General features: G+C 47.4%; 13 protein-coding genes. 3 read left to right on the top strand and 10 right to left on the bottom strand.

Translation table 11 applies throughout. From position 1 onward, the window contains the following. Window positions 1-56 precede the first annotated feature (56 nt). From BLV50_RS11625 to BLV50_RS11605, 5 genes are all read right to left on the bottom strand, one after another. Window positions 57-1,421 carry an ABC transporter permease gene (locus BLV50_RS11625; RefSeq protein ID WP_090807804.1) on the bottom strand — a complete coding sequence of 455 codons (1,365 nt, stop codon included), beginning with the start codon at window positions 1,419-1,421 and terminating at the stop codon, window positions 57-59. Next, window positions 1,418-2,122 carry an ABC transporter ATP-binding protein gene (locus tag BLV50_RS11620; protein WP_063565941.1) on the bottom strand — a complete coding sequence of 235 codons (705 nt, stop codon included), beginning with the start codon at window positions 2,120-2,122 and terminating at the stop codon, window positions 1,418-1,420. Before BLV50_RS11620 ends, BLV50_RS11625 begins: the two co-directional genes overlap by 4 nt. 234 nt (window positions 2,123-2,356) lie before the next feature. Continuing rightward, the gene (locus BLV50_RS11615) at window positions 2,357-3,514 is read right to left on the bottom strand and encodes a hypothetical protein (protein WP_090807802.1); all 1,158 of its coding nucleotides are present in this window, start codon (window positions 3,512-3,514) and stop codon (window positions 2,357-2,359) included. Further along, window positions 3,511-4,974, bottom strand: coding sequence for a sensor histidine kinase (locus tag BLV50_RS11610; RefSeq protein ID WP_090807800.1), 1,464 nt, complete (start codon window positions 4,972-4,974; stop codon window positions 3,511-3,513). The genes BLV50_RS11615 and BLV50_RS11610 overlap by 4 nt, the downstream gene beginning before the upstream one ends. After that, window positions 4,971-5,684, bottom strand: coding sequence for a response regulator transcription factor (locus BLV50_RS11605; RefSeq protein WP_024628875.1), 714 nt, complete (start codon window positions 5,682-5,684; stop codon window positions 4,971-4,973). Before BLV50_RS11605 ends, BLV50_RS11610 begins: the two co-directional genes overlap by 4 nt. A 206-nt stretch (window positions 5,685-5,890) precedes the next feature. Between BLV50_RS11605 and BLV50_RS11600 the strand changes: the two genes are divergently transcribed. Both BLV50_RS11600 and BLV50_RS11595 read left to right on the top strand, forming a co-directional pair. Further along, window positions 5,891-6,367 carry an RNA polymerase sigma factor gene (locus BLV50_RS11600; RefSeq protein ID WP_063565944.1) on the top strand — a complete coding sequence of 159 codons (477 nt, stop codon included), beginning with the start codon at window positions 5,891-5,893 and terminating at the stop codon, window positions 6,365-6,367. A gap of 206 nt (window positions 6,368-6,573) precedes the next feature. Further along, on the top strand, window positions 6,574-9,384 hold the full coding sequence (locus BLV50_RS11595) for a chitinase N-terminal domain-containing protein (RefSeq protein WP_371129244.1): 2,811 nt from the start codon (window positions 6,574-6,576) through the stop codon (window positions 9,382-9,384). Between the two features lie 93 nt (window positions 9,385-9,477). Here BLV50_RS11595 and BLV50_RS11590 read toward each other — a convergent pair whose 3' ends face one another. The 5 genes from BLV50_RS11590 to BLV50_RS11570 all read right to left on the bottom strand — a co-directional run bounded on the left by BLV50_RS11590 (window position 9,478) and on the right by BLV50_RS11570 (window position 13,757). Further along, window positions 9,478-9,891: a hypothetical protein gene (locus BLV50_RS11590; RefSeq protein WP_063565945.1), complete on the bottom strand. Its 414-nt coding sequence runs from the start codon at window positions 9,889-9,891 to the stop codon at window positions 9,478-9,480. A gap of 237 nt (window positions 9,892-10,128) precedes the next feature. Beyond that, on the bottom strand, window positions 10,129-10,935 hold the full coding sequence (gene phnE, locus BLV50_RS11585; protein WP_063565946.1) for a phosphonate ABC transporter, permease protein PhnE: 807 nt from the start codon (window positions 10,933-10,935) through the stop codon (window positions 10,129-10,131). After that, a complete protein-coding gene (phnE, locus tag BLV50_RS11580; protein ID WP_090807798.1) occupies window positions 10,932-11,795 on the bottom strand; it encodes a phosphonate ABC transporter, permease protein PhnE in 864 nt (287 codons plus the stop codon). Before phnE (BLV50_RS11580) ends, phnE (BLV50_RS11585) begins: the two co-directional genes overlap by 4 nt. After that, window positions 11,792-12,592 carry a phosphonate ABC transporter ATP-binding protein gene (gene phnC / locus BLV50_RS11575; protein WP_063565947.1) on the bottom strand — a complete coding sequence of 267 codons (801 nt, stop codon included), beginning with the start codon at window positions 12,590-12,592 and terminating at the stop codon, window positions 11,792-11,794. Before phnC ends, phnE (BLV50_RS11580) begins: the two co-directional genes overlap by 4 nt. A 181-nt stretch (window positions 12,593-12,773) precedes the next feature. After that, window positions 12,774-13,757 (bottom strand): phosphate/phosphite/phosphonate ABC transporter substrate-binding protein, encoded by a 984-nt coding sequence (locus BLV50_RS11570; RefSeq protein WP_090807796.1) that lies wholly within the window; start codon window positions 13,755-13,757, stop codon window positions 12,774-12,776. A gap of 252 nt (window positions 13,758-14,009) precedes the next feature. On the opposite strand from BLV50_RS11570, the gene BLV50_RS11565 reads away from it, so the two are divergent. Next, window positions 14,010-15,656, top strand: coding sequence for a bifunctional metallophosphatase/5'-nucleotidase (locus BLV50_RS11565; protein WP_090807794.1), 1,647 nt, complete (start codon window positions 14,010-14,012; stop codon window positions 15,654-15,656). Window positions 15,657-15,706 lie beyond the last annotated feature (50 nt).

The raw sequence follows: 15,706 nt of genomic DNA, 5'->3' as shown, positions 1-15,706 counted from the left end.
TTCATCTGTTAAATCCTTAAATCCATAAACTGTGCTTTCCTGTATCTCTGCTTTATTTATGCCGATTTAATTACCTGCAACGCATTTGTACGCGAGGCGCTAATCGCCGGATAGATTCCCGAGAGTACTCCGGTCAACACCGCAAACGCTATACCAGCAGGCAGGGCCGACGTCTCAATAACCACTTGGAGAGGTGTGCTTGCCTCCATCGAGATTTGCCCTTGGAGCAGTCCATTTACCCCCTGAATGGCTGCGTAAGCGATGAAGACACCAACAATGCCGCCCAACACTCCAAGTACAGCAGCTTCAGTAATGAACATCTGCCTGATCTGCCACAGATTGGCTCCCAGCACCTTCATGACGCCAATCTGTTTGCGGCGCTGATGTGTGGACATGATCATCGCAACGATAATGGATAGAGAAGCCAGCAGCATAACGAATATCCCTATGCCCATAGCGGCCTTCTGATACATGCCAAGCTGTTCCTTCATCGCCTGCTCCTGATACAGATTGCTGTCTGTCATCAGCGTCAGCTTCTGAATCTGCTCCTGCACCTGTGCCACATACTTCTTGTCCTCTACCTTCACGAGCGCCGAGTTCAACCGTCCTGCTGCTGCGGCCTGTGCCTGACTGCTCTGGAACTGTTCAGCGAGCATTCGGGCGGTTTCGAGGGAAACATAGACCTTTTTGTCATACATGGCATTGTTCTCACTCATGCCGCCAGGCACCTTCAGTACACCCGTCACTCGCAAAGGGGAGCTTGTTTTGGCTTTGGATGAATCATTCATGTCCTGATATTTCAGGTTAAACTGTGCCTGAAACAGCTCGGTTTGGGTAGACATCAACGCCATGTATTGCTGTAGAAACTCGTCATTAAACGAATCCTCCATGAGCTTGTTGTTCAGTTCGCGGATCACCTCGGCGTCCACAAGTCCGAAGGTTGCACCGTAATTCACAATAGCGGCTCCGCTGATCCCCGATGCCCCGCCTTTGTCAAAACGGTAGCCGAAACGGCTCAATGATCCAAGCTCTGTACCGATAACTTCCACATTGGAGCTTTTGCCATCCAATGTAGCCATCTCCAGCATATCCAGCTTCAGCATCGGAGCAACGGCGACGACATGCGGAAGGCTGGAAATAATATCGATTTTCCGAGCCGTCAGCGCTCCTCGTTCGAAGGTGGACGTCTGCCCATTGCTTCCGCCCGAACCGATTCCCTCATTGGGAGATACCGTAATCTCATCCATTTTGTAATTCTCGTTTAACGTTTTCTCACCATAGACCTGTACCGACTGCCCCACACTTAATGCGATAATCATGGCCGCACAGCCGATGGACAGGCCAATCATGCACAGAAGAGTAACCACCTTTCTGCGCACAATCTGTCCCCATGACATTCGCAACACATCCAGAACTCTCACAACCGCTCTCCTTGCTCTACTGCCTTGGACTGGCCGCTCTCCACCAAGCATCCGTCCTGCAATGTAATGACAACCTGCATCTGCTCCGCCACTTCAGCCTCATGCGTGACAATAACGAATGTTGTATGCATCTCCCGATTCAGCTGTTGCAAAATGGAAATGATCTCTTCCTCCGTTCGGGTATCCAGGTTCCCGGTAGGCTCGTCCGCGAATATGACGGACGGCTCCGTAATCAGTGAACGCGCAATGCTGACGCGCTGCTGCTGCCCTCCTGATAGCTGGGAAGGGAATAATTCGGACTTGCCGACAAGGCCAACCTGTTCCAGCAGGTGCATCGCCTTTTGCTTACGCCGTGATGGGCGAATGCCCTGAAACACGAGCGGCAGCTCCACATTTTCCCGAATTGTCAGGTTCGCCAGCAGCTCATACGCCTGAAAAATAAAGCCAATATGTGTCCGGCGGAATTCCGCCAGTCGGTTCTCACTCATACGCACAATATCCTGATCTGCAATAAGGATCTTGCCTGTGTCCGGCTTCATCAGACCTGCCATCAGATGCAATAACGTCGATTTGCCTGAACCGGAGCTTCCCAGCAGTGCAACCATCTCACCCTTACCCACGGATATGTTAATGTCCTGCAATACGGGAACAATCCCTTGTGCATTGCGGAACGTGTGTGATACCTGTTCAACTCGCAGCATGAATCCGGCTTCCTCTCATCGATGTAATAGAGGTAATTATAGCCATCAGATGTATCGGTCCAATCTGGACTTGTATCCAATTTGTAAAATCAGCCTTTTACACCATTGGATCGAATGGCCTTCTTTGGATTTATGCAACATGTTCAAATCACAAAAAGACCCTATGGGTTCAGTCCTTAACATAGCGACTTCATTCCATAGGGCCTAATTTCTGAGCATTCCATATTCACATCTTTACCAAGCTCGGAAGCTAAACCGATATAACTCGCTTTTTTCCATAGAGCTCCCGACAACAAAGAGATTGCTGTCATTCCATTTCAACTTGATAAAGTAATCGATATTCCGGTAAATAACCGTATCGGACCCCAGCTTCCGGTCATTCAGATAGGCAATGTGCACCTCATTCTTCTGTCCTTCGAGTGTCAAAAAATAGGCAATGCGGGACTCCTCCTCATCCAGATCGAAGCTCCAGATAGGCCCTTTGACCAGCAGCTCAAACTTTTTGGTATCCGCTCGATATCTGTACAATCCCTGTTCGTTGTTGATCATGCCCTGAATCAGCATGTCCCCATTCTTCAAAACCTTAAACTGCTGTATATCCTGGGCAGGGGTGTATGCGGTGATATCATTTTTGTCGTTCAGAGAGAAGCTATAGACGGCGTAATTTTCTTTCAGTTTGACCAGCACATACACCCGTGATAGATCCCGGCTAATCTCATATGAATCCAGCATAATCAGAGTATCATCCGGACTTGAAATGTTACTCACCTGCGCAACCTTGGCAACTAACTCATCATAACTGTACAATTCATGTTTCTTTCCTGACTTTAGCTCCACCATGTTGAACACCAGGTCATCATATCCGATGTAGGATTCATTACCTACAAAGACGCGTGAATAGGAGTTGTCATTCTTCAGCTTGAGATGTTCTCCTGTTTTCAAATCATATTCATAGGTTGTCTTCTGCGCCTGAGTCGATCGGTACTGTGAATAAATTAGCTTGCTCTGATCCGGACTCAAAGTAATCCCATACTCTGTATTCGTGGCGATGTCCTTCAAGAGATTATCATCCATATGCAGCTGCGACAGCTTGATCCCGGTATAGGAACGATCCGGCCGATTCAATATGACCGTGTTGGGATCAGCTACCTCAAAATCATAAATGGCAAAGTCATTGGGCAGCTTGGTAGCCGACTCAATCTGAATGGTGCTGCTTGGCGGTGGGGCGAGGCGGCTGTTGAACTGTTTATCCGGCAGAATGACGGTCCTGGGCTTCCCATGTCCAATGCTGAACAGACTACCAATGCCAAAGATACCTCCGACAAATACAATCAGCAAACCGGATAACATAAGCATATCGCGATATCTGCTCCAAAATCCTCGTTTCTTCATACGTCCGATTCTCCAGGCAGACTGATATTCACCTGTGTTCCCTTGTTTAATATACTCTTCATCTCCACCGTTCCCCCATGCTGCTCCACCGTGTTTTTCACAATTGACAAGCCCAGCCCAGCGCTTCCCTTCTCTGTCCTGTTCTTCCCGTTATCCCTGTAAAAGGGTTCAAATACATGCTTCAACGCTTCCTCCGGAATGCCTTCTCCTTCATCACGAATCAGTATGGCTACCGAATCCCCCAGCCGAAACGATTGGACCTGAATGATGGAATTCACATTCCCGTATTTGACCGAGTTATCCAGCACATTCAAAAAAACTTCCTTGAGCTTATTCCAGTCCCCCTGGACATACAGCAATTCTTCCAGCTCATAGCGAATGCCAATATTGTACTTGCCCGCCTTGATGGACATGTCTTCGCAGGCTTCCCGAATAATATTCGATACATTCACCCGCTCAAAACGGAAGGTCTGAATCGGTGTGGACGATACGGTCACTTCAAGGATATCCGCAACCATGACGTTGAGGCGTTGGCTCTCGTTGATAATATATTTCAACCCTTTATCGAAGAATGCTTGATCCGTAAATCCATTATCCCGTAGAATCTGGGAATACCCCAGTATCGTGGTCAGCGGTGTCTTTAATTCATGCGTCACATTGTCAAAAAAAACCTTGTTGCGTGCCTGTAAATGCTTGACCTCATCCCGTTCTCTCTCAATCACGTCAATCTGCTCCTTTACCCGAGCAATCATGACGGTAAAGCTGGAAGCCAGCTCTCCAATCTCATCCTTCGTTGAGATGTGGATGTCTGCATTCAGGCTGCCTTGTGCAACTTCGGCTGAACGTTTTGTCAGCACACGAATCGGCTTCGTAATCTGGCGTGAAATAAAGACAGATCCAATGAAAACAAACACAAAAATGACGGCTGCAAAGCCCTTGATGGTGTTCTGAAATCGCAGATGCCGTTTGAACAGATCCGTATAATCCCTTTCCAGCTGGATAATGCCAAGGATGCTCCCCTCCGACAGCACAGGAAAGGACAGATTCCCTGTTACTCTGCCTTTGTCCACCACGGTTGTATAGGCGATCTTTGATTTCATGGCAGCCTGTAGATCAGAGGTTTGAGCAGCAGCCAGCTTCGCCTCCGCACCCACGTTGCTAAACGGAGTGCCATCAGACCGATAGACTATGACCTTGCCGCCTACTGCGGAGCCGATCTGTTCTGCGAGGTCCCGATTCCCTGTTCCCAGGGAGTCCTCACTAATCCGTTTATTATGAATCAGGAAGTATTGATTGAGCGCGATATCCAGATTTTTTTTGGATTGCACCATGTCCTCCTGCACTTCCCTGTACATGTTCTCCTCACCCACTTTATTCGAAATAATGAGCAAGGCCGAAAAACCAATAAATACGATGACCGAGAAAAGAACGACCATTTTGAACTGGATCGTCCACTTCATGTATGCACCTGAATATTCAGTTTGTAACCCACGCCGAAGACCGTCTCAATAAGTGAAATCCCCTGCTCCCCGCTATCCAGCTTCTTGCGGATACGCTGAATATGAATGTCTACCGTCCGGGTATCTCCGGGAAAATCAAATCCCCACACTTTATCCAGCAACTCGGACCTTGTATGTACTTTGCGGTGATGGTTGACCAAATATAAGAGCAGATCATACTCCTTATTGGTCAGTCCGGCGCGTTCCCCATCTTTCCAGACTTCACGCTCATCCTTGCGGATCTCAATATGTCTGCCAAGCCGTACCACTTCATAAGACTGATTCTCCAGCGTCTCGCTGATTAGATCAATCCGGCGGAAAATGGCCCGAATGCGCACAACCACCTCACGAATGTCGAATGGCTTGGTAATATAATCGTCCGCCCCCAGCTCCATGCCGAGCACCTTGTCCAGCATATCGGACTTCGCCGTAATCATAATTACGGGAATCTTCGAATTCACGGAAAGTTGTCTGCATACATCGAACCCGCTCATGTCCGGCAGCATCAGGTCGAGCAGGATCAAGTCTGGTCTGGACTCCCTGAGCAGATCCAAGCCCTCTCTGCCTGTTGCTGCTTCAGTCATCTCAAATCCTTCCTTACGCAAAGAATAGGATAGGATGTCGCGAATGGACTCTTCGTCTTCAATAATCAAAATCTGTTTCGGTCTCATGATGAATCTTAATCTCCCTGCTCTATGAATTTCATCTGCCTTATATTTTGTATCTCTGCTCTAGGATTGAACAGAGGTTCACCGGAAATGTTACAACTCGGATACAAGTCTGGCGTCTTTGGAAACATCATCCCGATATACTTGGAACACAGAGAACAAACCAGACCGGACAAAGCCAGATCGGTATCCAAAGGGGAAAACATCACGTGAACAAAACAACCATTCATGATGCTTATGTAAACTATAAATCAGAAGTGACACGGTATCTATCTCAGATCGTCAAAAATCAACAGGATGCAGAGGATCTCACGCAGGAGTGTTTCATTCGAATGATGAATGTATCGGCAGACATTCCGGAAGAACGACTTCTCTACTACCTCAAAAGAATTGCCCGTAACCTCGCCATGGATACATTCCGCAAGCGGACCCGTACACTGAAGCGGGACAGTAAGTTGGAGATGCAGACGTATCACTGTGATACATCCGAATTGGAGATCTCTGAAGGTGTTAACGACCTTGTGTCGATCATTAACAATACAGAGCATCGCAAAATTCTTGAATTACGCGTGATTCACGGGTACAGCATCAAAGAAACCGCCCAGCTCGTTAACCGTAGTGAAGGCATGATCAAATCCTCGGTATTCCATGCTGTCAATCGGATTCGGGCCAAAGTCATCTCATAAGAGATGGCTTTTTTTCATGAGCAGAAATGACGTGAAATCAACATCTGATGTTAGAAAGTATCAAAATTTGTTAGATGGAGCATGACAAAGGACTCATTTTTACAAAAGTCGAGTTCGTTTTTACAAATTGTTATGACTATGTGAGATTTTGGTGTGTTAGAATATGGACGAACTCATGTTTCAACTAATATTTGGGAGGGATTTGGTTGGGTAAATTGACACGTATGCGAGGAGTATGGGTAAAATCACTCCTGGCATTGTCCATGGCATTGCCGCTTCAGATTGGATTGTGGAATGGAGATGCATCGGTTCAGGCCGAATGGGCGACAGACCCTGCACCGTTCATTCAGGCAAAGGTTGTTAACGGAAATGCAGGCAAGAAAGTATTGTTCGACAATACTCATGCACAGACAGCTGGAGCAGCTGACTGGGTCATTGACGGAGGCTTCTCAGACTTCGGCAATGCACTCGCGAATGATGGATATTATGTAAAGGAACTGCGCAAGACGACTCCTTTTACCTATGACGATCTGAAAGAATATAACGTGTTTGTCATTGCTGAACCCAATGTTCCCTTCAAAACGACAGAACAGGCAGCCTTGAAAGAGTATGTAGAAAAAGGCGGCAGCATCTTCTTCATTGGAGATCACTACAATGCTGACCGTAACAAAAACCGCTGGGACGGTTCTGAAGCGATTAACGGCTATCGTCGTGGCGCATTCGAAGATCCAGCCAAAGGCATGAGCACAGAGGAGCGTAACTCTGAGGCTATGCAAAATGTAACCAGCACGGACTGGCTGTCCGATAATTTCGGAGTACGCTTCCGTTACAACGCATTAGGCGATATTAATGCTACTAACATTGTGCCTGCTGGACAGGCATTTGGTATTACAGAAGGTGTATCTGCGGTAGCCATGCACGCAGGGTCCACTCTTGCGATCACCGATCCAACAAAGGCTAAAGGTATTGTATACCTGCCGAAAACGAATGACGCTTGGCCGAACGCTGTTGACCAGGGCGTATACAATGGCGGTGGAGTTGAGGAAGGTCCTTACGTAGCCGTTTCCAAGCTGGGTGCAGGTAAAGCAGCATTTATCGGCGATTCCTCTCCGGTTGAAGATGCTTCACCGAAGTATCTTCGCGAAGAGACTGGCGCTCGCAAAACAACGTATGACGGCTTCAAAGAAGTTGATGACGGCAAATTGCTGGTCAATACCGTTAACTGGCTTGCTAATCAAGAAAATTACACTAGCTTGACTCAAGTGAACGGACTTCAACTGGATAATGCAACAGCATTGCTTCCGTTCGAACAACCTGCTGCTTCCACAGAACCACAGGCTGAACCTTGGGCTGCACCAGCTGCAGGATACAAGTGGTATGATCGTTCCACGTTCAAAGCAGGTTCTTATGGTGGACCAGCTTCAAGCGCGAACGCTTCCTACAGCATCGTGAAGCAGGAAACCCTGCCTAATGCGGAGGATTTCCAGATCCGTGTGGTTGTAGAGAACATGCCTGCTAACACAACCGTTTCCGGTTACAGTGCAGGAATTTACCTGACTGGCGGAACACAGGTCGCCATGATTCAGAATGAAGGTGGTACATGGCCGACTTCGTACGGTTATAGCTCCAACTTTAGCGTAACTTCCGACAGCAAAGGTCGCGCAATCAAAGACCTGAATGTCCGCATTAAATCAGGTACAACGGGCGCTGCCAGCCTGCGTCTGCGTCTGAACGGCAGCAACCTGATCACGACTGCAGTTACCGTCGGCAATGTTCCGGCTGAGCAGCTTCCGGAAGAAGAAGGACCAATCCCGGCAACGATCAGCATTGCTGATGCACGCACCAAAGCAGCTGGTTCAACGGTTACAGTTGAGGGTGTAGTTACTACAGAGCCAGGTGCTTTTGGTGGACAATCCTTCTATCTTCAAGACACCACCGGTGGCCTTTATGTTTTCCAAAGTACTGCCGGCTTCCACGCTGGAGATGTGGTTAAAGTAACCGCAGCAACGGCGCTATACAACAGTGAATTTGAGCTTACGGATATCGTAGCGATCGAGAAAACGGGTACAGCCTCCATCCCTGCTGCCATTGAAGTGCCAGCAGTTACGGCTGCAAACCAGGGTCAACTCGTTCAATTGAAAGAAGTAACTGTTCAGAACATCATCAGTGCAACACCGGTAGGTTCGTTTGAATTCGATGCAGTTGCAGCGGACGGAACAAGCACGCATGTACGTGTGGATACACGCACAGGTGTAACGCAAACGACCTTCCCTTATGCAGCAGGCGATAAAATCAGCGTGACAGGTGTTGCCGCTATTTTCAAAGATGTATTTCAACTGAAGCCTAGAAGCTTGAACGATTTCGTAGCCGTTGAAGAAGGCGGCGAAGAAGGACCTTCGACGCCAGCTGTTGGCGCACCAGGTAAACCAGCGCTTACATCCAACAATGGTTACAGCAACGGTCTCTCTGAAGGGTCTTATACCGTTACTATGAACCTCTGGTGGGGTGACAATGGCACAAGCTATAAGCTGTATGAAGATGGCGTGCTGATTGACACACAAAAGCTGACAGACGCTACACCAGCGGCGCAATCGGCCCAAACAACGATCAATGGTAAAGCTAACGGTACTTATACCTACGTAGCTGAGCTGTCGAACTCCAAGGGTACAACTCGCAGTGAAGTACTCACGGTGCAAGTTGCGAATGCTGCCCCTGGCAAAGCAGTTCTCTCCCAAGACAATTGGGATGGGGACGGCAACTACAAAGTGACGATGAATCTGTGGTGGGGAACAAACGCATCAGAATACCGTCTCTATGAGAATGGTCAACTGATCGATACCAAAGCACTGAACGCAGTAACACCTAATGCACAAAGCGCTGTGACAGATGTATCCGGTCACGCGAATGGAACGTACACGTATCGTGCCGAGCTGATCAATGCAGCGGGTGTGACAAGCACTGAAACGATTACGGTACAAGTAACGAAATCCGCTGTATCTTTGCCAGCAGCAAGCTAAGTCTCAATAAGGAATGCCTAACGTTTAACCAAGCATTGAAAAACCGAAGCAAGTTTGCCGGGACTCCAGGCACTCGCTTCGGTTTTTTTTCGGTTATTTTTCTGATAAGATCAGTTTCTCTTCAAAATTGTTACCATTCATATCTGTCCACTCAATGACAATAGTTTGGTCTTCATTCCTACTAACCATTGAACCTTTTGTACTCGTTATAGGGAACTCTATAGATTTCGAAGTTAAATCGCTCTCCTTTCTAATTATTCTTCCTTCATTAATGTTAATTTTATATTCTTTAATATCTTCCAAATTATCTTTTTTATAAAATATAGTATATTCTCCATTTTCCGCTCTTTCATTTGTTACTGTCGTATCTAGCTCGCCTCTCCAATGTTCACTCTCTCCCATGAGATTAATTCTTGTTTGCATTTTGGAACAACCAGTGAGAGACATCGCGACTATTAAAATAAGTATAGAAATAGACACCCATAATACATTATTGTTTTTTCTCACAATTTACCTCCATTACTAAATTTATAACTATACAGTATCATAAGATGAGTCTACTTCTAAAACAGTAATTTCATATAGGCTCAACATTTTGCTGATATTAACTTCCTATAAAATACAAAAAGCAGCACCTGCTATTGCATGGGCTGCTCTTCCGATAGATCAACAATGGATTGAAACATATCCATCATGTTCTTTATTTTATTCGTCTTTATTAGCAAACAATCTTACCCTTTCTTCCTATACAAGCTTCTTGCGAATGTATCCAGAGATCAGATCAATGATCGTGATCATCACGATAATCCCCAGCAAGATAATCCCTACTCGCGGCCAGTTCCGAGTACTGAGTGCAAAGATCAGCGGTGTACCGATCCCTCCTGCCCCGATAACCCCCAGAATGGTTGCGGAACGCACATTAATCTCGAACCGATACAACGTGTAGTTAAGGAATCCGGGCAAAACCTGTGGCAGTACAGCAAACCACAACTGCTGCATACGAGTCGCCCCGGAAGCGAGCAACGCTTCAGAAGGACCATAATCAATATTTTCCACTTCATCAGCGAACAGTTTACCAAGCATCCCGATGGAATGCAGCCCAAGGGCGAGTACACCCGCGAAGGAACCCGGACCCACCGCCTTGATGAACAGCAAAGCCATAATAATCTCCGGGAACGTACGGATAAAGCTGAGCACCATTTTACCCGTACCCGATACAGGACGGAAGCTGCTCATATTTCGGGCAGACCAGAACGCAAACGGGATACACAGTACAGCGGAAATGACGGTACCCAGCACCGAGATCGCCAGTGTATCCAGCAATCCTCGCAGCAAATCTTCACCCTCAGGCAGATAAACAAAGTCCCAATCCGGGGAGAAAATCCCGGCGACAATTGCCTTCATGATCTGACCAGCCGTTTCCTTCAAACCGGTAAACGGTACACCGGCAAGTGCCCAAGCGTACACAAGTATAAGCAAGATTACAATGACCCAGCGAAGCGGGTTCTTCCGTGGTTTGCGCCGGATTACGCTTGTTTCATTTTTCATCATAACAATTTCTCCCGCAGCTTAGTACTTACATAATCAATGATCAGAACAATGACAAGGGTAAACAGAATGATTACACTCGTTTTGTCATATTCCAGGAATCCAAGTGTTGCTTCATAATACAGTCCGATGCCCCCAGCTCCAACCAATCCGAGAATCGCAGCGGCACGTACATTAATCTCAAAGGCATACAGTACATAGGAAGTAAACTGGGCAGCCAGTTGTGGCACCACGCCATAAACAATCAGTTGAATCCGGTTCATGCCGACAGCCGTCATCGCTTCAAGCGGTCCCTGATCAATCGTTTCCAGCGTTTCGTAGGTCAGCTTGGAAATCAGTCCCACCGAGAAGACGGCGAGTGCCAATATACCAGGAATCGGTCCCAGTCCAAACACAGCAACGAACAGTGCCGCAAGTAGCAGGTCAGGCACGGTACGGATTAGGTTCAGTACAAAACGCGCTGGATAGTAGATCCAACGGCTAGGCATTAAGTTGCCTGCACAGATAATCGAGACCGGAATTGCGATGATCGCACCGATCGTTGTACCGATCAGAGCCATACGGATCGTCTCCAGCATGCCCTGAATGATGTTGTCAAAGTAAGTCCACCGCGGCGGGAACATCTCACGCAGCAAATCCAGCATGTTGGGTAAACCTTCAAACAGCTCACTGAAGCTGGCATCGGTCTGTCTGGCACTTGCCCACAAAAGCAGCAGAATGATCACTAGCGTGAGCAGATGTTTGGTACGCCCTGGTGGTTTGGGACGGTGGACAGCCGAGCCTGAACCTGTTCCAGGACGCTTTCCCTTTCCTGATTCGTTCTGCAATGATCCATCTATCGATACGTTTACGGGTTGCTTCATACCAGAACTTCTCCCCGCTGTTCCTGTACAGCCTGTTTATCCAGCAGCTCGTCTGCCAGAATAGGTCTGCCATAAATTTCTGCAAAACGCTCATCCGTTGCTTCGGATACCGGACCATCAAACACCACTTCGCCAGCACGCAATCCAACAATACGGGTCGCATACTCTCTGGCTAGGTCGATAAAGTGAAGGTTCACGATCGTTGTAATGCCAAGATCCTGGTTGATGCGTTTCAGATCATCCATTACCTGCTTCGTTGTTAGTGGATCGAGTGAAGCGACAGGCTCGTCTGCCAGAATGATTTTGGCTTCCTGTGCAAGTACTCGCGCTATGGCCACACGTTGCTGCTGCCCACCGGACAGCTGATCAGCACGGGAATAGGCTTTTTCTGCGATATTTACCCGTTCCAGTGCTCCAAATGCGAGTTCTGTATCTTCTTTGGGAAAACGGCCCAGAATGGTACGCATCGTGGAATGATATCCCACGCGTCCAGCAAGCACGTTACGAAGCACACTGGAACGTTTCACAAGATTGAAACTCTGAAAGATCATACCGATATCCCGGCGAATCATGCGAAGTGACTTGCCATGAGCTTTCGTGATCGACTTGCCATTGATCAAAATCTCACCGTCACTGATATCATGAAGTCGGTTAATGGAACGCAGAAGCGTCGATTTTCCCGCACCAGACAAACCAACTACGGCAATGAATTCCCCTTGTTTAAATTTCAGATTAATATTATTCAGGCCCTTGGTGCCGTTAGCATATGTTTTCGTTACGTTGTGAAGCTCAATCATGGCTGTAATCCTTCTTTCATTAATATGGTATTTCGCAGGGTCACGCTGTAATGGGACAAGCCAGCGCAGCGTGTATCACGCTGAACTGGCCTGCCCGCTGAACCGATGAAGTTATCCAATGAAAAGATAATCAATGCAATACAATGCGATCAATCCATCACGATATTTCTTGAACAGAGAACTACTCGGTTTTTACTTTCTCCCCGTACTCACGAACGATATCAAACTTGCTGTCATCAGACTCTACATAACCTTCGTGTGTGTAGATTTCTTTGATAATTTCGTGACCTTGTGGATCTTTACCGATGTCGATGAATGCTTGTTTGATCTTCGCTGTCCAATCTGCATTCATGTCTGTACGTACTGTGATGGTATCGTTAGGAATCGGCTCAGTGAACGCCAGTACACGCGTATCTTCAAATACAGTCGGGTAGTCTTTCACTACAGTGTTACGAGCATCCTGGAAAATCGCTGCGGCATCAACGTCGCCGTTCAGCACTGCCAGCACACCTTGGTCATGGCCTTTAACCGTGATTGCCTGTACATCTTTCAAAGGATTAATGCCTCTGTCGAGCAACAGGGCTGCCGGCCATACATAACCTGCAGAAGAAGTTACGTTCTGGTAAGCGATTTTTTTGCCTTTCAGATCCTCAACGGATTGGATCGGCGAGTCTTTTTTCACAATAATCATGGATTTATACGAATCTGCCAGTTCCTCAGTTGGAGCGCCAGTCTCATCATTTACACCAAAACGTTGTGCCTGAAGGATAACTTCAGCTGCGCCTTTTTCTTTGGCAAGTACATAAGCCGTCGGAGGCAGGAAACCTACGTCCACTTTATTGGAAGCCATTGCTTCAATAATTGTGTTGTAGTCTGTGGATACGCTGACCTTCACCGGGATACCCAATTTGTCACCCAGCAGCTTCTCGAGCGGTTTTGCTTTGGCTTCGAGTGTATCTGCATTTTGTGATGGAACGAATTGTACAGTCAGCTCAGTCGGCACATAACCTTCAGCGGCTTTGTCTGTCTCTGCCGTGTCAGTACCGGATGAATTCGAGCTCGTATCAGCCCCGTTAGCCGAACCTGTTGTACTACTGTTAGACCCACAAGCACTTAGAAACAGAACCAAAATCAACAATGGTAAAAATAAAGCAGACTTCTTCAAGCGAACACCCTCCAAAGAGTTTCTATTTTTCATTACTTGTCTACTATAGTCGTCAATTATTTGCGCGATGTGAAACGAAATTTGGAGTTTTGTAAAGTTTCCTGTCAGGCTGTCAGAGCGGCTTTGATCTGTTAGAATAGCCTCATTACAGTTGATAATACAAGTAGAAATGGTGAATTCCCTTGTACTCTGCCGCTAGAATGTCCTGTGATTTGATATGTTTAAACTTATATATTTAGAGGAGATTGTAAAATGACATCCATAACAACTACGGCAAACTTCGACATCATGGTAACCAGTGACCTTCATGGGGCCATTCGTCCCATACATTACAACACCAATGCCTATCGTCCAGCCGGACTTGCTTTGCTTGCTTCGCTGATTCGGCGTGAACGGGATCGTTCACCCGAATTGCTGCTCGTGGATAACGGTGATCTGTTGCAAGGCTCTCCTTTGGCCTCATATGCTGCTTCCTTTGTTTCGAATCACGAAGTGCATCCCTTCATTAATGTTCTGAATGAACTGGGCTATGATGCTGCCGTAATGGGCAATCATGAATTCAACTACGGCCAGGACTTGCTGCGTAAAGCAGTGCAAGACTCCCATTTCCCTTGGCTATCTGCAAATATTGTTAATGAAGGAAAGCCTGACGAAGAGGTACTACACACTGCACCTACTGGAGCAGCCATTCCCGCCTTCGGTCCTCCCTATCTGATCAAAACCTTGTCTTCAGGCGTTAAAATTGCTTTGCTGGGCGCAACGACGCACTATATTCCGAATTGGGAGCATCCGAAAAACATAGAAGGTTTACAGTTCCTTGATGCTATGGAGACTATTCGTGCATGGGTTGGCTATATTCGTGAACATGAACAGCCGGATGTGCTCGTGGTCAGTTATCATGGTGGTTTTGAGAGTGATCTGGAGACAGGCGAACCTGCTGAGCGGTTAACCGGAGAAAATCAGGCGTACGCGATCTGCCGTGACATTGAAGGGATTGACGTTCTGCTTACCGGACATCAACACCGTCAGCTTACCGCTGAAATACATGGTGTGACCGTGGTTCAGCCTGGATTTAGTGGGAACGGTGTAGGTCATGTATCCACCCAGTTGGACCGGTTATCGAATGGAAAGTGGCAGATTGCCGGAAAACAGGCTCGCTTGTTGCTCTTGGATGAAGATAGTGATGTACAGCCCGATGCGGCTGTTATGAAACTGACGGATGAGTTGGAAGCAAAAGCACAGGCATGGCTGGACCAGCCGATTGGCGAGGTGGCCGGAGACTTATCCATCACCGATCCTGCCGCATTGCGGCTTGCGGCGCATCCCTTTATTGCTTTTGTACATCAGGTGCAGATGGAAGCAACGGGAGCACAAATATCGAATACCGCATTACTCAGTGAAGAGGCCCGCGGTTTCGGTTCCCTCATTACCGTTCGGGATGTGCTGTCTAACTTTATCTATCCCAATACACTGACGGTGCTGGAGCTTCGTGGTCAGGACATTCGGGATGCATTAGAACAAACGGCGCGTTACTTTGAAGTGGAGACATCAGGCGAAGTTGTCGTTAATCCTGCTTACATGCAGCCGAAACCACAGCATTATAATTATGACATGTGGGCGGGCGTCGAATATGAGCTGGATATCTCCAAACCTGTGGGAAGTCGTGTGGTGAAGCTGGAACGCGAGGGCATACCTGTTGCGATGGACGCGACGTATTCTGTAGTGATGAACAGTTATCGCGCAGCAGGTGGCGGTGATTATGCGATGTATCCGGGCAAAAAGGTACTTCACGAAGGCGCCACGGATATGGCGGCACTGGTGGAGGATTATATTCGCAGACATCAACCACTAACAGTGGAGCAGGCGAATAACTGGCGGGTTGTTGGTCGTACTGAGTAATTACTCTAATTGAAAGAGTAAAATCATTACCACAAGATCATAAAATTAAT

Origin of the sequence: Paenibacillus sp. 276b, assembly GCF_900107875.1 — a bacterium.
In the GTDB taxonomy this organism is placed as follows: Bacteria; Bacillota; Bacilli; order Paenibacillales; family Paenibacillaceae; genus Paenibacillus; species Paenibacillus marchantiae.
This window is presented reverse-complemented; position numbering and strand designations above follow the sequence as displayed.